19 protein-coding genes are annotated in these 21369 nt (G+C 65.0%); 11 read left to right on the forward strand and 8 right to left on the reverse strand.

Features of this window, described 5'->3' with window-relative positions:
* Positions 1–139: 139 nt before the first annotated feature.
* The 6 genes from AC04PT_RS17075 to AC04PT_RS17100 all read left to right on the forward strand — a co-directional run bounded on the left by AC04PT_RS17075 (position 140) and on the right by AC04PT_RS17100 (position 6317).
* Complete coding sequence (locus AC04PT_RS17075; protein ID WP_482874943.1) at positions 140–1012, forward strand: N-acetylmuramic acid 6-phosphate etherase; 873 nt, start codon at positions 140–142, stop codon at positions 1010–1012.
* A 21-nt stretch (positions 1013–1033) separates the two neighbouring features.
* Positions 1034–2287, forward strand: a complete 1254-nt coding sequence (locus AC04PT_RS17080) for an ABC transporter substrate-binding protein (RefSeq protein ID WP_482874944.1) — start codon at positions 1034–1036, stop codon at positions 2285–2287.
* A gap of 81 nt (positions 2288–2368) precedes the next feature.
* Positions 2369–3295 (forward strand): carbohydrate ABC transporter permease, encoded by a 927-nt coding sequence (locus tag AC04PT_RS17085; protein WP_482874945.1) that lies wholly within the window; start codon positions 2369–2371, stop codon positions 3293–3295.
* A gap of 13 nt (positions 3296–3308) precedes the next feature.
* Positions 3309–4148, forward strand: a complete 840-nt coding sequence (locus AC04PT_RS17090) for a carbohydrate ABC transporter permease (RefSeq protein WP_482874946.1) — start codon at positions 3309–3311, stop codon at positions 4146–4148.
* 127 nt (positions 4149–4275) lie between these two features.
* Positions 4276–5310: a Gfo/Idh/MocA family protein gene (locus AC04PT_RS17095; protein ID WP_482874947.1), complete on the forward strand. Its 1035-nt coding sequence runs from the start codon at positions 4276–4278 to the stop codon at positions 5308–5310.
* Positions 5307–6317 (forward strand): ABC transporter ATP-binding protein, encoded by a 1011-nt coding sequence (locus tag AC04PT_RS17100; protein WP_482874948.1) that lies wholly within the window; start codon positions 5307–5309, stop codon positions 6315–6317. The genes AC04PT_RS17095 and AC04PT_RS17100 overlap by 4 nt, the downstream gene beginning before the upstream one ends.
* On the opposite strand, the gene AC04PT_RS17105 is transcribed toward AC04PT_RS17100, so the two are convergent.
* The 4 genes from AC04PT_RS17105 to AC04PT_RS17120 all read right to left on the reverse strand — a co-directional run bounded on the left by AC04PT_RS17105 (position 6305) and on the right by AC04PT_RS17120 (position 10990).
* Positions 6305–6895, reverse strand: coding sequence for a L,D-transpeptidase family protein (locus AC04PT_RS17105; protein WP_482874949.1), 591 nt, complete (start codon positions 6893–6895; stop codon positions 6305–6307). The two genes, AC04PT_RS17100 and AC04PT_RS17105, sit on opposite strands and share 13 nt — an antisense overlap.
* Before the next feature lie 138 nt (positions 6896–7033).
* Positions 7034–8281 carry a cation:proton antiporter gene (locus tag AC04PT_RS17110; RefSeq protein WP_482874950.1) on the reverse strand — a complete coding sequence of 416 codons (1248 nt, stop codon included), beginning with the start codon at positions 8279–8281 and terminating at the stop codon, positions 7034–7036.
* Between the two features lie 224 nt (positions 8282–8505).
* The gene (locus AC04PT_RS17115) at positions 8506–9585 is read right to left on the reverse strand and encodes a ParB/RepB/Spo0J family partition protein (protein WP_482874951.1); all 1080 of its coding nucleotides are present in this window, start codon (positions 9583–9585) and stop codon (positions 8506–8508) included.
* Positions 9563–10990 carry an AAA family ATPase gene (locus AC04PT_RS17120; RefSeq protein ID WP_482874952.1) on the reverse strand — a complete coding sequence of 476 codons (1428 nt, stop codon included), beginning with the start codon at positions 10988–10990 and terminating at the stop codon, positions 9563–9565. The genes AC04PT_RS17115 and AC04PT_RS17120 overlap by 23 nt, the downstream gene beginning before the upstream one ends.
* A 585-nt stretch (positions 10991–11575) precedes the next feature.
* Here AC04PT_RS17120 and AC04PT_RS17125 point away from each other — a divergent pair.
* Positions 11576–12847, forward strand: coding sequence for a replication initiation protein (locus AC04PT_RS17125; RefSeq protein ID WP_482874953.1), 1272 nt, complete (start codon positions 11576–11578; stop codon positions 12845–12847).
* An 86-nt stretch (positions 12848–12933) separates the two neighbouring features.
* On the forward strand, positions 12934–13815 hold the full coding sequence (locus AC04PT_RS17130) for an SMP-30/gluconolactonase/LRE family protein (protein WP_482874954.1): 882 nt from the start codon (positions 12934–12936) through the stop codon (positions 13813–13815).
* Here the strand turns inward: AC04PT_RS17130 and AC04PT_RS17135 are convergent.
* Positions 13812–14564: a site-specific integrase gene (locus AC04PT_RS17135; RefSeq protein WP_482874955.1), complete on the reverse strand. Its 753-nt coding sequence runs from the start codon at positions 14562–14564 to the stop codon at positions 13812–13814. The two genes, AC04PT_RS17130 and AC04PT_RS17135, sit on opposite strands and share 4 nt — an antisense overlap.
* 179 nt (positions 14565–14743) lie before the next feature.
* On the opposite strand from AC04PT_RS17135, the gene AC04PT_RS17140 reads away from it, so the two are divergent.
* Together AC04PT_RS17140 and scpB are read left to right on the forward strand one after the other, a co-directional pair.
* Positions 14744–15625, forward strand: a complete 882-nt coding sequence (locus tag AC04PT_RS17140) for a DUF1403 family protein (RefSeq protein WP_482874956.1) — start codon at positions 14744–14746, stop codon at positions 15623–15625.
* Positions 15626–15627: 2 nt separating this feature from the next.
* Complete coding sequence (gene scpB, locus AC04PT_RS17145; protein WP_482874957.1) at positions 15628–16206, forward strand: SMC-Scp complex subunit ScpB; 579 nt, start codon at positions 15628–15630, stop codon at positions 16204–16206.
* A 3-nt stretch (positions 16207–16209) separates the two neighbouring features.
* On the opposite strand, the gene AC04PT_RS17150 is transcribed toward scpB, so the two are convergent.
* From AC04PT_RS17150 to dctP, 3 genes are all read right to left on the reverse strand, one after another.
* Complete coding sequence (locus tag AC04PT_RS17150; protein WP_482874958.1) at positions 16210–17565, reverse strand: TRAP transporter large permease; 1356 nt, start codon at positions 17563–17565, stop codon at positions 16210–16212.
* Between the two features lie 5 nt (positions 17566–17570).
* Entirely contained in the window at positions 17571–18884 is a 1314-nt protein-coding gene (locus tag AC04PT_RS17155; RefSeq protein ID WP_482874959.1) for a TRAP transporter small permease subunit, read from the reverse strand.
* Between the two features lie 84 nt (positions 18885–18968).
* The gene (gene dctP, locus AC04PT_RS17160; protein WP_482874960.1) at positions 18969–20066 is read right to left on the reverse strand and encodes a TRAP transporter substrate-binding protein DctP; all 1098 of its coding nucleotides are present in this window, start codon (positions 20064–20066) and stop codon (positions 18969–18971) included.
* Between the two features lie 330 nt (positions 20067–20396).
* On the opposite strand from dctP, the gene AC04PT_RS17165 reads away from it, so the two are divergent.
* On the forward strand, positions 20397–21158 hold the full coding sequence (locus AC04PT_RS17165) for a DeoR/GlpR family DNA-binding transcription regulator (RefSeq protein WP_482874961.1): 762 nt from the start codon (positions 20397–20399) through the stop codon (positions 21156–21158).
* Positions 21159–21369 lie beyond the last annotated feature (211 nt).

A 21369-nucleotide genomic window follows, 5' to 3' on the forward strand; every position in this document is an offset into this window, starting at 1 on the left:
TTACGTGAATGAAAGACCAAAGTCAGGCAAATACCCGGATAGACCATGCCAAAGGGCCGGGGTGCCCTTGGATTTAACGAAATGGTAGACAAGTGGTATTGTTTCGGTATTATGCATCGAAACGGAGGAGAGAATCACCTTGGCCACCACAGCCACCCATATCGATGCGCTGCCGTCCGAGCAGGCCCTCGGCGCGATGCTCGACTCTCACCGCGCCGCGGCCGAAGCCGTGCGCATCGCGCTTCCGGCGCTTGAGCGGGCGGCGCAACAGGTGGCCACCACGCTGGCCGGGGGCGGCACCCTCACCTATGCGGCGGCGGGCAGCTCCGGCCTGATGGCGCTTTCCGACGCCAGCGAATTATCCGGCACCTTCGGCACCGACCCGTCGCAGGCCCGCATCGCCATGGCCGGCGGCGTGCCCGCCGATGCCAACATGCCCGGCGATACCGAAGACGCCACTGACGCCGCCGACACCATCGCCGCCGCCATGGGTCCGCAGGACACCGCCATAATCCTTAGCGCCAGCGGCACCACGCCCTATGCGCTGGCCGTGGCAAAAGCCGTCCGCGCCAAAGGGCTGCCGGTGATCGCCATCGCCAACGTCGCGCAGGCGCCGCTGCTCGACCTCGCCGATATCGCCATCGCCATTCCCACCGCGCCCGAGGTCGTCGAAGGCTCCACCCGGCTCGGCGCCGGCACCGCGCAGAAGATCGCGCTCAACATGATCTCGACCCGGGCCGGCATCCTCATGGGCCATGTCCACGACGGCCTTATGGTCAACCTGCGGCCCGACAACATCAAGCTGCGCGCCCGCGCCGCCACCATCGTCACCCGCATCACCGGTGTCAGCCAGGCCCAGGCCGAACAGGCCCTTGAAGCCACCGGCTATGACACCAAACTCGCCGTGCTTGTCGCAACCGGGGTCAGCGTGGCGGACGCCCGCCAACTGCTCCGCGAAAACGACAACCGCCTGCGGCCCTGCCTCGAACGCAGCGCCGCTTCAACGAACTGACTTCAACAGAGAGGAAGACCCATGCTGAAACGCACCCTGCCCGCCACGCTGCTGGCCTCGACGGTCCTCGCGACCGGCGCCTATGCGCAAGAGGCCGAGCTGATCATCGAAAGCTGGCGCAACGACGACCTCGCCATCTGGCAGGACCAGATCATCCCGGCGTTCGAGGAAAAGCACCCCGACATCAAGGTCAAGTTCACCCCCTCGGCCCCGGCCGAATACAACGCCGTCCTGAACTCCAAGCTGGACGCGGGCAGCGCCGGTGACATCATCACCTGCCGCCCCTTCGATGCCTCGCTGGCGCTCTATGACAACGGCCACCTGACCGACCTTAGCGACCTTGAGGGCATGTCGAACTTCTCGGACGTGGCGAAATCCGGCTGGAGCACCGACGACGGCTCCGCCACCTACTGCGTGCCGATGGCCAGCGTGATCCACGGCTTCATCTACAACAAGGACGCGTTCGAAGAGGTCGGCGTCGAGGTTCCGAAGACCGAAGAGGAATTCTTCGCCGTGCTCGAAGCCTTCAAGGAAGACGGCAACTATATCCCGATGGCGATGGGCACCAACGACCAGTGGGAAGCCGCCACCATGGGCTACAACAACATCGGTCCGAACTACTGGAAGGGCGAAGAGGGCCGCAACGCGCTGATCGCCGGCGAACAGAAACTGACCGACGAACAGTGGGTTGCGCCGTTCCGGCAACTGGCGAAATGGGGCGAGTACCTCGGCGACGGCTTCGAGGCGCAAACCTATCCCGACAGCCAGAACATCTTCACCCTTGGCCGCGCCGCGATCTACCCGGCCGGGTCGTGGGAGGTCTCGGGCTTCAACAACCTCGTGGACTTCGAAATGGGCGCCTTCCCGCCCCCGGTCCCTGCCGAGGGCGATACCTGCTACATCTCGGACCACACAGATATCGGCATCGGCATGAACGCCGCGACCGAAAACCCCGAAGCCGCGAAGACCTTCCTCAACTGGGTCGCCTCGCCCGAGTTCGCGGAAATCTTCGCCAACGCCCTGCCGGGCTTCTTCCCGCTGTCGTCGGGCGAGGTTGCACTGGAAGACCCGCTGGCGCAGGAAATCCTGTCGTGGCGCGATGACTGCGAAAGCACCATCCGGTCGACCTACCAAATCCTGTCGCGCGGCACGCCGAACCTCGAGAACGACACCTGGAACGCCTCGGCCGCTGTCATCAAGGGCACCGAGACGCCCGAGGACGCCGCCCAGCGTCTTCAGGACGGCCTCGCCTCGTGGTACGCGCCGCAGCAATAGGCGCGCACCGGCCCCGGGAAACACGACCCGGGGCCACCCCTTCCCGACAATCCAACGCAGCTCCGAAAGAGGAGAAACCCGATGGCGACGCCCTCAGGACAGTCGAAGATCAAGTGGCATGTGGTCGTGTTTCTGGCCCCCGCCGTGCTGGTCTATACCGCGGTGATGATCTACCCGCTGTTCAACACCATGCGGCTCTCGTTCTTCAACAAGATCGACAAGGAGCGGGTCTTCGTCGGGTTCGACAATTTCCGCACCCTGTTCGGCGATGCCATCTGGTCCGATCAGTTCTGGAATGCGCTCGGCAACAATTTCTGGTTCTTCGTCATCCACATGCTGGTGCAGAACCCCATCGGCATCGCGCTGGCCGCGATCCTGTCGTCGCCGCGGCTGCGTTTCGCCGCGCTCTACCGCACCGCGATCTTCGTCCCGACCATCCTGTCGTTCGTCATCGTCGGCTTCGCCTGGAAACTGATCCTGTCGCCGATCTGGGGCATCGCCCCAGACATGCTGGACGCCATCGGCCTGAAGTTCCTCTACCAGCCCTGGCTGGGCAAGGAGGAATACGCCCTCACCACCCTGAGCCTCGTCTCGGTCTGGCAGTTCGTCGGCATCCCGATGATGCTGATCTATGCCGCGCTGCTGTCGATCCCCGAGGAGATCCTCGAGGCCGGCGAATGCGACGGCATCACCGGCATGGCGGCCTTCTGGAAGATCAAGCTGCCATTGATCCTGCCGTCGATCGGCATCATCTCGATCCTGACCTTCGTGGCCAACTTCAACGCCTTCGACCTGATCTATGCGGCGCAGGGCGCGCTGGCCGGACCGGATTTCTCGACCGACATCCTCGGCACCTTCATGTACCGCACCTTCTTCGGCTTCCAGCTGCAACTGGGCGATCCGCACATGGGCTCGGCCATCGCCTCGGCCATGTTCCTCATCATCCTTGTCGGCGTGTGCCTGTACCTCTTCGGTATCCAGCGCCGCCTGCGCACTTACCAGTTCTGAAGGAGGAGCATCCATGCAAGCCGCACGCCAGACACTCTCGACCCGGATCGGGTCGCACGGGGTCCTGATCCTCTATACCCTGATCGCGCTGTTCCCGGTCTTCGTGATCGTCACCAACAGCTTCAAGACCCGCCGCGCGATCTTCCGCGAACCGCTGGGCCTGCCCAATGAGGACAGCTTCAGCCTGATCGGATACGAGACCGTGCTGAAGCAGGGGGATTTCTTCCTCTACTTCCAGAACTCGATGATCGTCACCGTGGCCTCGCTGTTCTTCATCCTGCTGTTCGGCGCGATGGCGGCCTTCGCGCTGGCCGAGTACCGCTTCAAGGGCAACACCCTGATGGGCCTCTACCTCGCGCTCGGCATCATGATCCCGATCCGCATTGGCACAGTCGCCATCCTCGAGATGATGGTCTCGACCGGGCTGGTAAACACCCTCTGGGCGCTGATCCTCGTCTACACGGCCCAGGGTCTGCCGCTGGCGGTGTTCATCCTGTCGGAGTTCATGAAAGGCGTCTCGGACGACCTGAAGAACGCCGGCCGCATCGACGGGCTGAGCGAATACAAGATTTTCTTCCGCTTGGTGCTGCCGCTTGTCCGCCCGGCGATGGCGACGGTCGCGGTGTTCAACATGATCCCGATCTGGAACGACCTCTGGTTCCCGCTGATCCTCGCCCCGGCGGAGGAGACCAAGACCCTCACCCTCGGCTCACAGGTCTTCATCGGCCAGTTCGTGACAGACTGGAACGCCGTCCTCTCGGCCCTGTCCCTCGCGATCCTGCCGGTCATGGTGCTCTACGTCATCTTCTCCCGCCAGCTGATCCGCGGCATCACATCCGGAGCCGTGAAATGAGCGCGCTCAGACCAACAGAGGGCAGCCCCCGGCCGCGGGTGGGGGTGAAGCCCCCGCCCGGGGCGGCGGTCGGGGGCTGGCCGGCCCGCAAGCGGCCCGGGCCGAAAACTGACAGGGAGTTTGCAACATGACCCGCGTCCTTATCGCAGGCCTCGGCAACATGGGCCTTAGCCACGCCCTCGCCCACCACCGTCACCCCGACGCCCAGATCGTCGGCCTCGTCAATCGCTCCGGCACCGTCGACCATCCCGACCTGACCGACTACCCGGTGTTCACCGACTTCCGCACCGCCCTCAACGAAACCAACCCCGACCTGGTGGTCATCGCCACCTACACCGACACCCACGCCCCCTATGCCATCGCCGCGATGGAGGCAGGCGCCCATGTCTTCGTCGAGAAACCCCTCGCCATGACGGCGCAAGAGGCACAGCAGGTCGTCGACACCGCCACCCGGCTGAACCGCAAGCTGGTCGTGGGCTACATCCTCCGCCACCACCCCTCATGGCAGCGGCTGATCGCCGAGGCCCGAAACCTTGGCGGACCTTACGTCTTCCGCCTCAACCTCAACCAGCAGTCCAGCGGCGCGACGTGGGACACCCACAAGGCGCTGATGCAGACCACCTCGCCCATCGTCGATTGCGGTGTGCATTACGTCGATGTCATGTGCCAGATCACCGATGCCAAGCCGGTCCGCCTGCACGGCATTGGCCTGCGCCTGACGGACGAAATCCCCGAAGGCATGTACAATTACGGCCAGTTCCAGGTGGTCTTCGACGACAATTCCGTCGGCTGGTACGAGGCCGGCTGGGGCCCGATGATGTCCGAAACCGCCTTCTTCGTGAAGGACGTGGTCAGCCCCAACGGCTCTGTATCGATCACCGACGCCGACAAGGGCAAATCCGATGACGTCGACGGCCACACCCGCGTCGGCGGCTTGCTGGTGCACCGCCCCGAAGGCGACACCCTGATCGACCTGCCGGACGAGCCGGGCCACCAGGACCTCTGCGATGCCGAACAGGCCTTCATGCTCGACGCCATCGCCAACGACACAGACCTCACCCGCCACATGAGCGACGCCGTGACCTCGCTCGCCATCTGCCTTGCCGCCGACGAAAGCATCCGGACCGGCAAACCCGTCACCCTGGGAGGAGACCAGACATGACCGCCTTGAAACTGGAAAACGTGAACAAGTCCTTCGGCCCGGTCCACGTCCTGAAGGACATCAACCTCACCGTCGAGGACGGCGAGTTCGTGGTCTTCGTCGGCCCCTCCGGCTGCGGCAAGTCCACCCTCTTGCGGGTCATCGCCGGGCTTGAAGACGCCTCCTCCGGCACCGTCGCCATCGGCGGCGACGTGGTCAACACCGTCCCCCCGGCCAAGCGCGGCATCGCCATGGTGTTCCAGTCCTACGCGCTCTATCCGCACCTCAACGTCAAGGACAACATGGGGCTGGGGCTGAAGCAGGAAGGTCAGGCGAAGGCCATCGTGGAAGAACGCGTCTCCAAGGCGTCGAGGATGCTCGACCTTGACAAGTACCTGACCCGCCGCCCGGCGGAGCTGTCCGGCGGCCAGCGCCAGCGCGTCGCCATCGGCCGCGCCATCGTACGCGAACCGAAACTCTTCCTCTTCGATGAACCGCTGTCGAACCTAGACGCCGCGCTGCGCATGAACACCCGCGTGGAGATCGCCGCCCTGCACCGCACGCTCTCGGCCTCGATGATCTATGTCACGCACGACCAGATCGAGGCCATGACGCTGGCCGACAAGATCGTCGTGCTGCGCGATGGCCGGATCGAGCAGGTCGGATCGCCGCTGGAGCTTTACAACAACCCCGCCAACCGTTTCGTCGCGGGCTTCCTAGGTTCCCCCTCGATGAACTTTCTTGAACGTTCCGTCCCCGGCCTGCGCCCCGGACATACCATCGGCATCCGCCCCGAGCACCTGCGGGTGGTCGATCAGGGCCGCATCAACGGCGAGGTGACGTATGTGGAACGTCTCGGCGGCGACACCAATCTGCTGGTGAAGACCGACGAGGGCGAGACGCTGACCCTGCGCCTTTTCGGGCAGGATCAGACGCCGGTGGGCGCGCGCGTCAGCCTTGATTTCGACGACGCGCGGGCCTTTCATTTCGACGAGACCGAAGAGCGGATCCTCGATCAGGCCGCGTGAGGCGGATACAGCACCACCCGCGTGTCCATCGGCACCCGGTTGTAGAGGTCGATCAGGTGGCTGTTCACCAGTCGCGCGCAGCCGCTCGACACCCGTTTGGCGATGGTCGTCGGATCATTGGTGCCGTGGATGCGCAGGAAGGTATCGCCCTTTTCGGGCGTGAACAGGTACAGCGCCCGCGCACCCAGCGGATTGTCCAGCCCGCCGGGCAAACCGTCCTTGTACTGCGCATAGCGCTCCGGCTCACGCTCCACCATGTCCGGCGTCGGCACCCAGCCCGGCCATTCCTTCTTAGCGCCGACGAAGAACTCGCCCGCCTCGTACAGTCCGGGCCGGCCGATGCCCACGGTATAGCGGATCGCCTCGCCGCCCGGCAGTGTCCAGTACAGCGCGAACTGCGTCGGATCGACATGGATTTCACCCGGCGGGATGTGATCCTTGATCCGCACGTAACGGGGCTGATACTGCTGCGGCACATCGTAATACGGGATCGAGCTGTCCTGCGCCGTCGCCAGCCCGGGAAGGCCGATCGCTGCGGCCGTGCCCAGCCCCGTCGCCAGAAAATCGCGTCGTTTCATGTCATCCCTCTCGTGTCATTGCGGCACCGCTTCGGCGCCTGAAGGTGTCGGACCCGTGTGGCCCTCTGCCTGCCATAATAGCGCGGCGAAAGGTGATTCCGATCACGTTTCCATCACGTTGCCAACGCAGTGCCGCGATCACGGTTCCTCGGTATCGAGAGTTCTAACGCTCCATGCCGCCGTCATCCCGTGAATCACGGTCGAAGCGAACACGGTGAAGGCGACCAGCGCCCAGAGCGCACCTTCGTCGATGAACTCGACATGCGTCGAGGCGTAGCCGAGGTAATAGATCGATCCGATCCCCCGGACGCCATAGAAGCTTGCCACCATGCGCGACTTGTCCGGCAGCCCCGACCGCCACAGCCCGATCATGCCCGCCAGCGGCCGGATTATCAGGATCAGGCCGAAACCGATCACGGTGTGCGACCAGTCGAGATAGGGCCAGAGCGACGGCATGACCGAGCCCAGGAACACCAGCAGGATGGCGGTGATCGCGTGTTCGATCGAGATCGAGAACACATGCAGCCGCTGGTGGAAGGTGTGTTCGCTTTCCGACCTGCGGCAAACGACGCCCGCCACGAAGGCGGCGATGAACCCGTAACCCTCGGCCAGTTCCACCAGCCCGTAGACCAGGAACACCCCGGCCAGCGCCAGCACCCCCGGCCCCGAGGCCGCCAGCGTGTTCCAGCTTGGCACCGAAAACAGCACCCGCCCCAGCACCCAGCCCAGCACCGCGCCCGCGGCCACGCCCATGACGATGCGGTAGCCCAGATCCCACAGCAGCCATTCCGCCAGCCAACCCGACGGATCGGCGCCGCTGGTGGCGATATGCAGCGCGAGATAGACGAAGGGAAAGGCCAGACCGTCGTTCAGCCCGGCCTCGGTGGTCAGCGCGAAGCGCACCGGGTGTTCGCGGCCCTCCTGCGGCCCGCCGACCTGCAAGTCGCCCGCCAGCACTGGGTCGGTGGGCGACATCACCGCGCCCAGCAGCACCGCACCGCCGATCGTCATCCCCGCCAGCCCCCAGCCCAGCAATGCCACGGCGGCGATGGTCAGCGGCATGGTGATCGCCAGCATCCGCACCGTCGGCCGCCACAGCTGCCAGTCACCAAGGTTGTCGATCCTCAGCCCGGTCGAGAACAGCACCACGATCACCACGATCTCGGCGGCGATTTCCCAGATGCCAGGGTTTTCGATCGGATCGATACCGGTGATCAGCCCCGGAAACAGCAGCGAAAAGGCCATGCCGAACGCCATCAGCAGCCCGGTCGCCGCAGGGGGTTGCCGGAACAGCAACCGCGGCAGCCAATAGGACAACAGCAGGCTGGCGCCGAGCGCGGCCAGCAGGATGTGATAGGGGTCAAGCCCGAAGCGTGCGTCTTCCATCCGCCTAGTTATGTTGCGAATGGCGGCCGTTTCAAATGTTTTGACGCTGCGGAGCGTTTGCGGGGCCGTGCCCGCCCAATCGCGACCACGCCCGCGTTTCAGTTGAGACGCCGTATCTAGTGCGGAGCCACGGCGCTATAGCAATAATATCTTATGCAAAAGCGCCGCGGCTTGCCTCCCTTAGTCCTGTCCGATAACTAGGGGGTTTCGCATGCGAAACCCCCTCAGGTCTCTTCCAGCAGGTATTGGATCCGCGCCATACATTCGTCCACGATCTCCGGGGTCACCGGCCCGTGGAAGCGGATCGCATAGCCCCGCTGCCCCAATTCCTTCTCGATGGAAATCCCGTTTGCCAGCTTCGTGTAACGGCTTTTGACCAGCCGCTTCTCGGCCTTCGGACGTCCGCCGCGTTTCGGGTCTCCTCCGGCCCCTTCGGCCGCCTCGATGAAGGGCAGCATCTCGGCCCATTCCTCGTCCAGCGAACGCACCTTCACGGCCTCCAGCGCATCGCGGATCGCGGGCCCTTGCCCTGCCCGCAGCGCCGTCGCCAGCCGCAGGCATTGCCGTTCGTTCATCTCGGTGGCGAAGTCCAGCATGTCGCCCAGATCCTCGTGGATCATCGCGAACGACCGGATTTTCGACCGCTTGGCTTTCGAGGCATTCTGGAACAGCGTGTTCACCGCCTCGTCGAGGGTTTCGAACACCTGGTCCTGAACCGCCAGCGCCGCCGCCCTGCCCCGCTCGTACTGGCTCAGACCGACGCGGATCTCGTTTTCCTCGATCATCGCCACATAGACCGCCGCCACGTCCTCGGGCTCGCGGACAAAGGCCGGGATCTCGGCAAACGTGTCGTCGCTTCTGAGGTCCTGCAGATGCCGGAATGCCTCAAGCCTGCGATAGCCGGAAATCAGCATGTAGCAGTCGGGCTCGGATTCCGGCCGGTAGACTTCGATCGGCATGCGCAGCCCGCCGGTGGCGATCGAGGTCGCCAGCTCCATCAGCTCGGCCTGCGCCACCTCCATCCGGTCGCGCGAGATGCCCCCGGTCCGCAGCTTCTCCAGCGGGATCATGGTGACCAGCCGGCCGGCCTTTTCGGCTTCGCGCAGGGCCTCGGCATCGGCCTTGTCACGGGCCTGTTCGGCGCGGGCTTCGGGGGTGGCTGTCTGCGACAGCGCCGCGGCCTCGCCCACCACATCGGCGATGGGCATGCGTAGCCCGGTGCGGGGGGTTTCGCGTGCGAAACCGTCCTCGATTTCCTTCAGCGCCTCTGCCGAGGGCGGTTCAAGCTGTCTGCGTCTCGCCATTGTCGGCCTCCTGCTCTTGCTCTTGCTGCTCTGCTTTTGCCAGTTGTGCGTCGCGCCACCACGACCCGATCAAGAGCTCCTTGAACTCTGCATAGGTCCGGTCAAAGGCCTCGCGGCCGCGGGTATACGTCTCGCGGTTGAAGTTGCGGTAATCTGCCTCGTAGATGCCGCTGACGCTTTCGCCCGCCTGCCCGACCATGGCGGTGTAATCCTGCCGGTAAGCGTTCATCATGTCGCCGAACCAGGCCTGTATGACGTTCGCCAGATCGGTCTGCTGGCTGGCGTCAAAGCGGGTAATCAGCGCGCGCACCACGTCCCATTCGAACTTCATTTCCGGCAGCCCGGCGCGGCGACGGGCGGCATTTTCGCCCTCTTCGATGCTGGCGAAGGTGGAATAGAGCATGTCGAAGAAGCGGCCCGTGGAATCGAATTCCAGAAAGGAGGCCCCGAGCGGCACCAGCAGGATATCGGCGGCGGCCAGCGCGTTGATCGTCAGGTAGCCGAGAGCAGGGGGCGTATCGAGCAGGATCACGTCGTAGTCGTCCAGCGCGCCGCCCTCGTCCAGCGCGGCGGTGAGCGCGTCCCACAGCGGCCAGGCGCGAAGACCCATGCGCCAGACGGGAATCTGGAACTCGGCCCAGTAGAGGTTCAGCTGCGCCCCGATCAGGTCGATGTTGGGCCAGTGGGTTTCCTGCACGACGTTTCGCAGCGATACCCCAAGCGCCTCGGTCAGGGTCTCATCAAGCGGCACCGGCGGATCGCCCGCCGCCTCGCGGACCTTGTTTTCGGCCTGCAGGTGGCGGGCGTAATCACGCGCCAGAAGAGGAAAGACTGTCTGCCATTCGTCAGCCACTTGGCCACCCATGATCGAGGTCATCGAGCCCTGAGAATCCAGATCAATCACCAAGACTTTGTAACCATCGAGCGCGGCGCTCATCGCAAGGTGGGCAGCGGTGGAGGTCTTGCCGACCCCGCCCTTGAAGTTGGCCACCGCAACCACCTTGGCGGGCAGGCCCTCGGGGCGGTAGGGGCGATATTCCTTGGTGGAGACGCCCTCTTCGGCGAAATGATCGCGCAGGCGCAGGACCTCTTCGAGGCTGAACCACTTGGCGCCAGACTGTCCCTCGCCCTGCGGCAGATCGGGGTGCTTGTTGAGGACCCGGCGAAGGTGGGCGGGCGCGACCGGGATCAGGTAGCGGCAGACCTCCCAGGTGGAGAACTTGCGGAGCCGCTTGCGGCCGTCGGGGGCATAGCCGCGCTTGGCCAGATCGTCGCGGCCGCGGCCGGCGAAAGCGGCGGCTTTCGCGAATCGGGCGGTGTCGATAGGGTCACCCAACTTCGCCGAGGCGGCCTTGGGATCGAGGTTGAAATAGGGGGGCAGGGGGGACTCGGGTTTGCGCGCCATGTTGCTCTTGCCTCGCTCGGATCGCATGATTTGCCTGTTATGCGCCGGATCATCGCACATCCCGGCAGGTCTGTGAATCGGGAAGTGGCAGCGGATATTGTGCGCGAAAAACGCGGTTTCGCATGCGAAACCCCCAAATAATCCCGAATGAAAAGACAACACGGGGCCCGGTCTGTTTGATTTATTTTAAGATCTTTTAGATCTTTGTCTCATATAGGTCATATCTTATCAATGACTTAACCTGGGCAGGGTGCCCGGGTACGGGATCAAGGGTACCCGGTTACAGGACGAAAGGTGACCGGTATCGGGAAACGGGGCGCCGATTCGCAGGAGCCGGGTGTTGCGGACTCTCTGGCGAGGATTTTGCAAGCTTTTCAGACCCGCACTCCGGCAGAGACCCCGTAAACGGGTACCTGAAGCCTCCGATCCGATTGGTACGTGAGCGCAAGGGGACCCGTTTACGGGATAGGCTTCCAGCGCGGTCAGGTGCCCATAAGCGGATTGAGTGCGGGTGCCCTATGGGCCATACTGGACCCGAGCGGACCGGACAGAGCCAGCACGGCCAACGGGAAAGAGGGCAGGGCCATGGGAACAGACGACATACCGCACGACCAGCTGAGCGGGCCCCTGCGGCGGCCCTCGGTCAAGAAGAACGTGGCGGCGATCCATGTCTCGGGCAAGCTGACGTTGTTGCAGCGGAAGCTGTCGAACGTGCTGTTGCTCAATGCCTATGACCACCTTGTCAGCAAGCCCAAGCACCAGATCGACGCGCGCACGCTGTGCCTGATGGTGGGGTACAATTCCAACGACATGGAGACGCTGAAGGCGTCCCTGCGGTCACTGGCCGAGACGGTGGCGGAATGGGACATGCTGGGCGCGGACGGGCAGCAGGAATGGGGGGTTTCGGCGCTGTTGTCCTATGCCAAGCTGAAAGGCGGGGTCTGTGAATATGCCTATTCCCCGGCGCTGGCCGAGAAGCTGCACGATCCGAAGGTGTTTGCGCTTATCAACCTGAACATCCAGCGGCGGTTCACCTCCGGTCATGCGTTGGCACTGTACGAAAATTGCTATCGCTTCGTCAGGACGGGCAGCACCGGCTGGTGGCCGATCGAGTTGTTCCGGCGGCTGATGGGGGTTGACGGCAGTGCCTATTACGAGAGCTTCAAACACCTCAATGCCAAGGTCATCAAGCCGGCGGTGAAAGAGGTCAACAAGACCTCGAACATCCTGCTGGAACCGGAATTCCGCAAGATGGGCCGGCAGGTAAGCGAGATCCGCTTCCTGATCCGCGAGAACCCGCAACTGGCGATGCTCGATATCGACGATGGCGAGGGCGTGCGGCAGGGCGCGGTCTATGAGGGGCTGGTGAAGGTGGGCGTTTCGGACCGGCTGGCGCGGCAGTGGATCGCGGAGCATGGCGAGGATTACGTGGCCGAGAAGCTGGCCTATCTGCAGGGGCGTGACGGGGTGAAGAGCCCGGTGCGGTATCTGTCGGCGGCCTTGCGCGACGATTACCGGGGGGAGGCCGCACCCGCGCCGTCGGCAAAGGCGGTAAAGGCGGCGGAGGTGCGGCAGGCGAAGGTCGCCGAGGCGGCCGAGGCAGCGGGCGCGCGCGAGGCCGAGCTGGACCGCGCGCGGCGGCTGCGGGCGGCGCGGATGGCGCGCATCAGGGATCTGGTGGCGGCGCGGACCCCGACCCAGCGGGACGCGGACAAGCGGCTGTTCCTGACCCGGCTGGACGATGATCTGGCGCGCGAGGAGTTCGCACGGCTGGGCTGGGCCTCGGCCCTTTCGGTGCGCGAGATGGTGGCGTTCTGGGAAGAACTGGTGCCGGGGGCCTTCGACGAGGTCGGGTAGCCGAGCCCACGACCTGCGGGGGCGGCTTGCCTATTCGGCGCGCGTGGCGATGATGACGGCGGATTCCCACGGCTAGGGGTAGGCAGATGAGCATTGATATCGAGGTCGCTGTGGCCAGCCGCAGCCGGATCGGCGAGGGAGCGGTCTGGGATGTGGAGGACCAGCGGCTGTGGTGGGTGGATATCCCCGCGGGGCTGATCCATCGGTATGATCCGCAGAGCGGGCAGAACGAGACCTTCGATTTCGGCGAGCCGGTTGGGTGCGTCGCTCGGCGTGACGGGGGCCTTGTGGTGGCGGCGGCGTCGGGGTTCTGGCTTTACGATCCGGAGCGCGGCGAGAAAACCCACATTCATGACCCGGAGCCTGATCTGGACGGCAACCGCTTCAACGACGGCGGCACCGACATGCAGGGGCGGTTCTGGGCCGGGACGATGAAGGACGATGGCGGCGCTCCGGCGTGTCGGGGGACGTTCTATCGGCTGGATCCGGATATGAGCGTGACCACGTGGAAGGGCGGGTTCTGGACGACCAACGGGCTGGCGTTTTCGCCGGATGGGTCGCGTATGTATGTCTCGGACAGCTATCCGGAGGTGCGCAGGATCTGGTGCTGCGACTATGACCGTGAGACCGGCACGCCGGGGGCGCTGCGGACCTACTTTGACACGCGCGCGGTTGCCGGGCGGCCGGACGGCGGGACGGTGGATGCCGAGGGCTGCTATTGGCAGGCCGGGGTGTCGGGCTGGCAGGTGAACCGCATTTCGCCGGAGGGCGAGCTGCTGATGAGTATCGACATGCCGGTGGAGAAACCGTCGAAACCGATGTTCGGCGGCAAGGATCTGGATGTGCTGTTCGTGACGTCGCTGGGGGTGGGGCTGACCGAAGGGCGGGACCAGCCGGACGCGGGGTCGCTGTTTGCGATCCGCGGGCTGGGCGTCACGGGCGTGCCGCAGGTGCGCTTCGCCGGTTAGCCGCGCAGCGACCGGGCCGAGAACAGGGCGAGGCGCTGTGCTTCGGGCAGGTCGGGCCGCAACCCGGCGGCGAGGACGCAGCGTTTGACCAGCCGCGGGATGTGCTTGTCGTTGAGGCGTATGCCGGTGGAGCGTTTGCCGTCGCGGGTGGTTCGGGTGAAGACCGGGCCCTGCGTGATGCGGGCGTAGGACAGCCATTGTTCGAGCGCGTGGACGGGGCAGTGACGCTCGGGCGTCCGGCGCGCGATTTCGGTGCCGTGCGGGTGCAGGGTGAGGGCGTCTGCGCCAATCGTGATCCAGGCGGTGCTGTCGTCGGCCTGCCGGGCGTCGAGGGCAACGATTTCCGCGCGGCGGAGGTTGGCGGCATGGGCCAGAAGCAGGATGGCGCGGTCGCGCAGGCCCCTTAGATCGTAGACGAGGGTGTCGGCCATGGCGACGATGTCCTCGGCGCTGATTGGGGCCTTGCGGGCCGGCGTGTGATCGCCGCGCCCGGCGAGGGCATCGGCGATGGCGGGGGTGCTGCGGTCGAGGGTCATGCCGCGCTGCGCGTAGTTCCAGATCAGCCCGGCAAGGCGGCGCTCGATGGTGCTGGCGGCGAGCGCGGGGGTGTCACCGGGGGTGGCCAGATCGGTGAGGTAGCGCGCGACCGTGTCCGGGGCAGGGGGCATCGGCGGCTGGCCGTGAAAGCGGCACCAGCGGGTGAAATGCGCCCAGTCGGCGGCGTAGGCCTTGCGTGTGTTGGTGCTCATCCGGTCGCCATGCCGTGGAGGTGATGTCGGATGTGATCCGTTGACGGTATGGACATGCGGGCAGATTAGGCGCAATGCGGCGGTGGCGCAAGTTATCGGACACCGCCGTCGGCGGAAACCTGCGGCGGTTGTTGCAGGTCTCGCTGGCATGAAGCGCCGTGCCGCGATAGGCTGACGGCATGACATTCGATGACCCATTGGACGAGGACACCCTTCCCCGGCTGCCGGCGTGGATCGCGCGCGGGCGGGCAGAGACGGCGGAGGACATGGCGATGCTGGCCGGGGCGACGCTGGCGCATCTTGACGTGGTTCTGCGCGCGCCGGGGGTGCCGGGGGCCTTGTTGCGCGACCGTCTAGCCTTGCAGGCGGCGGAAGCCTGCATGGTGATGGCGGGGCGGGTGGAACGCGCGCCGGACCTGCGCGACGCGGTGCATCTGCTCAGGGCCGGGGATCATCCGGGGCCGGCGGGCGCGGTGCTGATGCAATGGCGGCAGGCGGTGGAGCGACCGGTTTCGACGGCCTCGCTTGCGCGGGCCTTGCCGGGGCAGGAGGCGGGAACGCTGGGGCGTTGGCTGGATGCCTCGCGGGCACCGGCGGTGCGGCGGGCGGCGGAGGTTTTGCAAGCGGTTATGGAGGAGGCGCCGGGGGAGGACGTGGCGGCGCTGGTGCTGGCGGATGCGGCGCTGGCGCGGGCGATGGGCTGGAAACATGAGGTGCCCCTGCTGGCGGTGGGGCTGAAACCACGCGACCTGCGCAAGACCGGCGAGGATTTGCGCCTGGCCTGCTACCGCGCGGCGGCGGCGTCGGCACGCGACACGGTGGTGCTGGCGCAGGACCTGCTGCGGCGGGCGGACCGGTTGCGGGCCGTGGTGCCGAAGCTGCGCGCGAAACCCTCGGCGGCGGCGGCGGACATGTTCCTGACGCGGGATGCCGTGACGCCTGCGGACCTGACCGCGCTGATGTCGGACCGGGCGGCGCGGCGGTTCTGCGACCGGCTGGTGACACTGGGCGTGGCGCGGGAATTGTCGGGACGCGACAGTTTCCGGCTTTACGGGGTGTGAGGATGGCCGAGTTTGACCGGGAGCTTGCGGACCTTGCGCCCGAGCTGCGCTGGCGCGAATGGATGCGGCGGGTTGAAGCGGTGCTGTTCTCCAGCGCCACGCCGGTGGCGGCCAAGGACCTCGGGCGCGTGGTGGGGCAGGGGGTCTCGGTCGAGCTGTTGCTGGACGACCTTGCGGCGGACCTCGACGGGCGGTCCTTCGAGGTGGCGAAGGTGGGCGAGGGCTGGATCCTGCGCACGCGGCCGGCGCTGGCGGCGGTCATACGCGAAGCGGCGGACGTGGCGGAGCAGGACCTTGACCTGCGGGAATTCGACATCGCGGTGCTGACGGCGATTGCCTATCACCAGCCGGTGACGCGTGACGGGTTGGAGGCCATTTTCGGGAAGGAGATCAATCGCGACCTGATCGGGCGGCTGAACGCGCGGGGGCTGATCACCACCGGGCCACGCTCGCCCCGGCGAGGGGCGCCCTATACCTTCGTAACGACCGAGAAATTCCTCGCGGCCTTCGGGTTCGAAAGCCTGCGCGACCTGCCGGACCGCGAGCAGTTGCAGGACGCCGGGATTGCTCCCGGCGCCTGAGGTTTATCCGTAGACCAGCCGTGGCAGCCAGGTGATGATCTGCGGGAACACCATGCAGAGCACGAGGCCGACGATCTGCAGGAACAGGAACGGCAGCGCCGACTTAAAGATGTCGCTCATCGGGATTTCCGCCGGGGCCACGCCGCGCAGGTAGAACAGCGCATAACCGAAGGGCGGCGACAGGAAGCTCATCTGCATGTTGACGAGGTAAAGCACGCCGAACCACAGCACGAGGTCTTCGCCGCTGTCGAGGCCGAAGGCGGCCGCGCCCAGTGCCTTGATGATCGGCACGAAGATCGGCACGCAAAGCAGTAGGATGCCGACCCAGTCGAGGAACATGCCGAGGATCACCAGAAGCACCTGCATCAGGATCAGGATGCCCCACGGCCCCAGCCCGGTGGCCGCCAGCGCGTCCTGCACGAACTGCTGGCCGCCCTCGAGCACGTAGAGGCCCACGAAGATGGTCGCGCCGAACATGATCCAGATCACCATGGCGCTGGCCTTCAGCGTGGTGGTGCAGGCCTCGCGCACGGTGGGCCAGTCCAGCTTGCGGTGGATGGCAGCGACGATGAAGGCGCCGAAGGTGCCGATGCCGGCGGCCTCCACCGGGGTGGCGACGCCCGAGAAGATGATCCCCAGCACCACGATCACCAGCGTCAGCGGCGCGGCCATCTTGCCGATCAGCGCCACCTTTTCGCGGTTGCTGACGCGTTCTTCCACCGGGATCGGCGGGCCGAGGTTCGGATTGATCATGCTGCGCGCCACCACGTACATGATGTACATGCCCGACAGCAGCAGGCCGGGGATCACCGCGCCGATGAACAGCTCACCCACCGATTGCTCGGCCACCACGGCATAGATGATGGCCAGGATCGACGGCGGGATCAGGATGCCCAGTGTGCCGCCCGCCATGATAGAGCCCATGGCGATCTTGGGGTCGTAGTGGCGTTTCAGCATGGCGGGCAGGGCGATGATGCCCATGGTCACCACCGCCGCGCCGATCACGCCGACCATGGCGGCAAGAATTGTCGAGGCGATGATGGTGGCCGCTGCGAGGCCCCCCGACAGCCCGCCCATGACCTTGTAGATCACGTCGAACATGTCGTTGATGATGCCGGCCCTTTCCAGCATCGCCGCCATGAAGATGAACAATGGTATGGCCGAGAGCTGGTAGTTCGTCATCAGCGGGAAGATCCGGCTGGGAACGATGTTGAGCGCCCGTTCGTCCCCCAGAATGAACAGGAAGACACAGGCCAGGCCGCCGGTGACGAAAGCCAGGGGCAGGCCCGCCATCAGCAATAGCAGCAGGCTGCCGAACATGATCAGCGTCAGCCATGCGATATCGATTTCGATGCCCATTTACCTCAGTTCCCCCGTGCGATCGCGCGGATGTCCTTGGACACCTTCGATACGCCTTGCAGGACGAGCAGCACGCCGCCCATCACCATCACCCATTTCATCGGCCAGAGCGGCACCTCCCATTCGTTGAAGCTGATTTCGCCCCAGCGGATGTTGCTATCGGTCCATTGATCCCAGCCGAAACCGCCGACCATGTCGCCAAAGCCGATCTGTCCGCGCGCCCAGTCGGACAGGATTGAATTGCCCGACGGCACGGCGATGGCGTCCATCGCGAAGATCCACGAGGTCACCAGCAGGGTGCCCGCGAAGATGAAGAAGAAGATCGAGGTCAGAAGGTCGACCCATGCCTTTTTCGGACGGGTCAACGGGGCGTAGAAGATATCCACCCGCACGTGGCTTTCGGTGAGCATCGCGTAGGAGCCGGCGATCAGGTACTGCATGCCGAACATCAGGTACATCGCCTCGTGCGCCCAGTTGGTGGGGCTGCCGAAGACGTAGCGGGCCAACACCTCGTAGTAATAGACGAAGACCGCGATCACCGCCCAGTAGGCGACGAATTCGCCGCAGAACAGCGACAGCCGGTCGATCCAGTTCTCGGCATAGGCGTGATCGGGTTTCTGGCCCTGCGCCTCTTCAGCCTTCTTCAGCGCCAGTTCGGTCTCGGTCAGTTCCTCGTGCGGGGGCAGCGTGGCGTTTGCGCGGCGCACCAGCAGCGGCAGCATCACCAGATCGACGGCCAGCAGCGCGAGGATCAGGTAGAAGGTGTAGCCTGCCATCCGGTCCCAGAAGGCGCGCTTTTCGGCGGCGGCGTCACGCAGGGGCGTGCGTTCGTCCAGTGCGGCGCGGGCTTCGGTGAGCCGGGCCTCGCCCTTGGAGATGGTGTCCTCGGCGCGGGTCAGGCGGCGCTCTGCGGCCTTCTGCGCAAAGGACCCTTCCTCGGCCTCGTCCACGGTGGCCTGCAATTCGGCCAGCCCTTCGCGGGCATCGGCGACGCGGGATTCCTCACGCGCGAGGGTGCGCTCGGCCACGCGCAATTCGTTGTCGAAGCCCGACAGGACGGTACGGGCCTCCTGCGTCTGGGCATTGGAGTAAAGCACGAACAGGAACAGCGGGATGAAGATCAGACCCCACATGCTTTTCAGATAGAACCTGTGCAGGCCGAGGATGCCGCCAGTGACGGCGATCATGTAGGCCAGTGGCAGGGTGTAGCGTTTCTCTTGCGGCTGCGGGCGGCGCGACAGGATCATCGCGACAAGCGGAAAGACGATCAGCCCGATCCAGTAGAGCCAATGCGGCAGCGTGAAGCTGAGCCCCGGCATGGCAGTCCCCTTCGATGTTCGGATAAGTTGCGAAAGCCGCCCGGGGTCTGCCCCCGAGCGGCGATTGACGGTGGTGTCAGACGATCAGAGCTTGAGCTCGAGCCCGTCGGTCAGCGCCGGGTCGACGTAGCCCAGCGAGCCGGACTGCATGTAGTCGAGCTGGATCTTGAACACTCGTGCAGCCTGCGGATCGCGGTTGGCGTAGTCGAACCAGATCGGCACGGCGACCTCGGTCATCAGTTCCACGTCGTCCTGGGTCAGACGGGTGACTTCGGTGCCGTCGGCTTCGAACTTGCCCCAGGCTTCCTGATCGGCGGCCTGGATCGCGGCATGGTGCATGTCGGAATAGACGTGGGTCTCCATTTCGACGAACTGCTGCATCTCGGGCGAGAGCGCATCCCAAGCGGGTTTGCCGACGGTGATGTCCATGATGTCGACCGGCTGATAGAGCGACATGAAGCCCGGAGGGCCCATGACGATGTAATCGGTGACCTGGCTGAAGCCGAGCGCGTAGTTGACCGCCGGTCCCACGTAGTCCGCGACGTCGATGGTGCCCTTCTCCAGCGCCGGGAAGATCTCGGATCCGGGCAGGACGGTGGTTTCGGCCCCGATCTCGGTGAAGATCTCGGCCACCATGCCGCCAGGCAGGCGCATCTTGCGGCCGGCGAAATCGTCGATCGAGCGGATCGGCACCTTGGAGTGAATGATGTTCGGGCCGTGATGGACCGGGCCGACGAAGTGCAGGCCCTGCGCGGCATAGAGTTCGCGGGCGATGTCGATGCCGCCGAGACCGTAGTAGAACACGTCGAACTCATGCGGGTTGCGCAGGCCGAGGGGAATCGACGTCAGGAAGGTCGCCGCCGGGATGATGCCCTGTGCGTAGATGGTGAACGGGTTCACCGCTTCCAGAACGCCGTTCTTGACCGCGTCGTAAAGCTGGAAGTCGCCGACGACGTCATTGGCTCCGAACGGTGTAAAGGTCAGCTCGCCGCCGGTCTTTTCCTGGATCGTGGCGCACCAGTCCTTGAAGATTTGCAGGCCGGCGCCGCCGGGCCAGCTGGTCTGGATTTTCCAGTTGGTTCCGTGCGAGGCGGCGGTGGCCACATGCGGCGCGGCCAGTGTCGCGGCGCCCATGCCGGCAATCGAACGCAGCGCGTGGCGCCGCTGTATCAGTTTGGTCATGTTGGTCCTCCCATACGTGATCCCGGTGGGCCGTTTCTGTGGCGACGGCCCTTCCAGCCGGGTCAAGGTAATCAGATTTTTGGATATTGGTATAGTTTTTTTGCCAATTTGGGTGTCTCGAACGGATAGGCCGGGGCAACAGGGTAGTTCGGCGCAGGCCATGATTGTGTCCCGCTGTGTGCTCACAGCCATGAGGCGCAGGTGGCAAGACGGGCGTGTCGGTGCGAGAACCTTGCAAAAGCGAACATGCGGGGTGTAGATCTTGGCGGATTACGTTCGGTTTAACGGTGCATCCGCGCCCAGACGAAACAACAGGAAGATATCAGCGTCATGTCCACCTCATTCCGGCATTCCGAGATCCTCGAAATCGCGCGGCGCGAGGGCAAGGTAACGGTCGAGGCGCTGTCTCGGCATTTCGACGTCACGCTGCAGACGATCCGCCGTGACCTGACCGAGCTGGCCGAGGCCGGGCGGCTGGAGCGGGTGCATGGCGGGGCGGTGCTGCCTTCGTCGGTGACCAATATCGGGTACGAGGAACGGCGCAACCTGGCGACCGAGGCCAAGCAGCGGATCGCCAAGGCCTGCGCTGCGGAACTGCCCGAGGACGCGTCGATCTTCCTCAACATCGGCACCAGCACCGAGGCGGTGGCGCATGAGCTGCTGCGGCACCGCAACATCCTCGTGGTGACAAACAACATGAACGTGCCGGCCATTCTGGTGGATAACCCCGATTGTCAGATCGTGGTGACCGGTGGGCAGTTGCGGCGTGCCGACGGCGGGCTGGTGGGCAAGCTGGCGGTCGAGGCGGTCAGCCAGTTCAAGTTCAACGTCGCGGTGATCGGCTGCTCGGCGCTGGACGAGGACGGCGACATGCTGGATTTCGACGTGCAGGAGGTGAACGTCAGCCAGACCATCATCCGTCAGTCGCGGCAGGTTTTCCTGGTGGCGGATCACTCGAAGTTCCAGCGTTCGGCCCCGGCGCGGATTGCCTCGATCTCGGAGCTGAGCGCGGTGTTCACCGACCGCCCACTGCCCGACGATCTGGCGGCGCGCTGTCGGGAATGGGGCGTGCGGGTGGTGGTGACGGATTGATGCAGGACGCGTGAGGTCTCGGAGCCTGAGTGCTCTGGCGTCACGGTGGTCTGCGGCGATCACGATCTGTTGTGCTCTATTGACATCACTCCGCGCAACTTTGCGCCGCGCTTCCGCTGATGGCTTTGTGACGCGCGGCAGGTGTGCGACCAATTTCCCCAGAGGCAAGGTGCCACACCCTCGCCATTGTCAGTGTTTTGACGTTTCGGCT

This window comes from Litorisediminivivens sp. KMU-197 (genome assembly GCF_056858395.1).

What these genes read in the sequence shown, in the direction of transcription:
- AC04PT_RS17135 (WP_482874955.1), bottom strand. Translation starts at nt 14,564, where the DNA reads ATGAGCACCAACACACGCAAGGCCTACGCCGCCGACTGGGCGCATTTC.
- AC04PT_RS17100 (WP_482874948.1), top strand. Translation starts at nt 5,307, where the DNA reads ATGACCGCCTTGAAACTGGAAAACGTGAACAAGTCCTTCGGCCCGGTC.
- AC04PT_RS17130 (WP_482874954.1), top strand. Translation starts at nt 12,934, where the DNA reads ATGAGCATTGATATCGAGGTCGCTGTGGCCAGCCGCAGCCGGATCGGC.
- AC04PT_RS17080 (WP_482874944.1), top strand. Translation starts at nt 1,034, where the DNA reads ATGCTGAAACGCACCCTGCCCGCCACGCTGCTGGCCTCGACGGTCCTC.
- AC04PT_RS17105 (WP_482874949.1), bottom strand. Translation starts at nt 6,895, where the DNA reads ATGAAACGACGCGATTTTCTGGCGACGGGGCTGGGCACGGCCGCAGCG.
- AC04PT_RS17125 (WP_482874953.1), top strand. Translation starts at nt 11,576, where the DNA reads ATGGGAACAGACGACATACCGCACGACCAGCTGAGCGGGCCCCTGCGG.
- dctP (WP_482874960.1), bottom strand. Translation starts at nt 20,066, where the DNA reads ATGACCAAACTGATACAGCGGCGCCACGCGCTGCGTTCGATTGCCGGC.
- AC04PT_RS17085 (WP_482874945.1), top strand. Translation starts at nt 2,369, where the DNA reads ATGGCGACGCCCTCAGGACAGTCGAAGATCAAGTGGCATGTGGTCGTG.
- AC04PT_RS17095 (WP_482874947.1), top strand. Translation starts at nt 4,276, where the DNA reads ATGACCCGCGTCCTTATCGCAGGCCTCGGCAACATGGGCCTTAGCCAC.
- AC04PT_RS17155 (WP_482874959.1), bottom strand. Translation starts at nt 18,884, where the DNA reads ATGCCGGGGCTCAGCTTCACGCTGCCGCATTGGCTCTACTGGATCGGG.
- scpB (WP_482874957.1), top strand. Translation starts at nt 15,628, where the DNA reads ATGGCCGAGTTTGACCGGGAGCTTGCGGACCTTGCGCCCGAGCTGCGC.
- AC04PT_RS17140 (WP_482874956.1), top strand. Translation starts at nt 14,744, where the DNA reads ATGACATTCGATGACCCATTGGACGAGGACACCCTTCCCCGGCTGCCG.
- AC04PT_RS17110 (WP_482874950.1), bottom strand. Translation starts at nt 8,281, where the DNA reads ATGGAAGACGCACGCTTCGGGCTTGACCCCTATCACATCCTGCTGGCC.
- AC04PT_RS17090 (WP_482874946.1), top strand. Translation starts at nt 3,309, where the DNA reads ATGCAAGCCGCACGCCAGACACTCTCGACCCGGATCGGGTCGCACGGG.
- AC04PT_RS17165 (WP_482874961.1), top strand. Translation starts at nt 20,397, where the DNA reads ATGTCCACCTCATTCCGGCATTCCGAGATCCTCGAAATCGCGCGGCGC.
- AC04PT_RS17120 (WP_482874952.1), bottom strand. Translation starts at nt 10,990, where the DNA reads ATGGCGCGCAAACCCGAGTCCCCCCTGCCCCCCTATTTCAACCTCGAT.
- AC04PT_RS17115 (WP_482874951.1), bottom strand. Translation starts at nt 9,585, where the DNA reads ATGGCGAGACGCAGACAGCTTGAACCGCCCTCGGCAGAGGCGCTGAAG.
- AC04PT_RS17150 (WP_482874958.1), bottom strand. Translation starts at nt 17,565, where the DNA reads ATGGGCATCGAAATCGATATCGCATGGCTGACGCTGATCATGTTCGGC.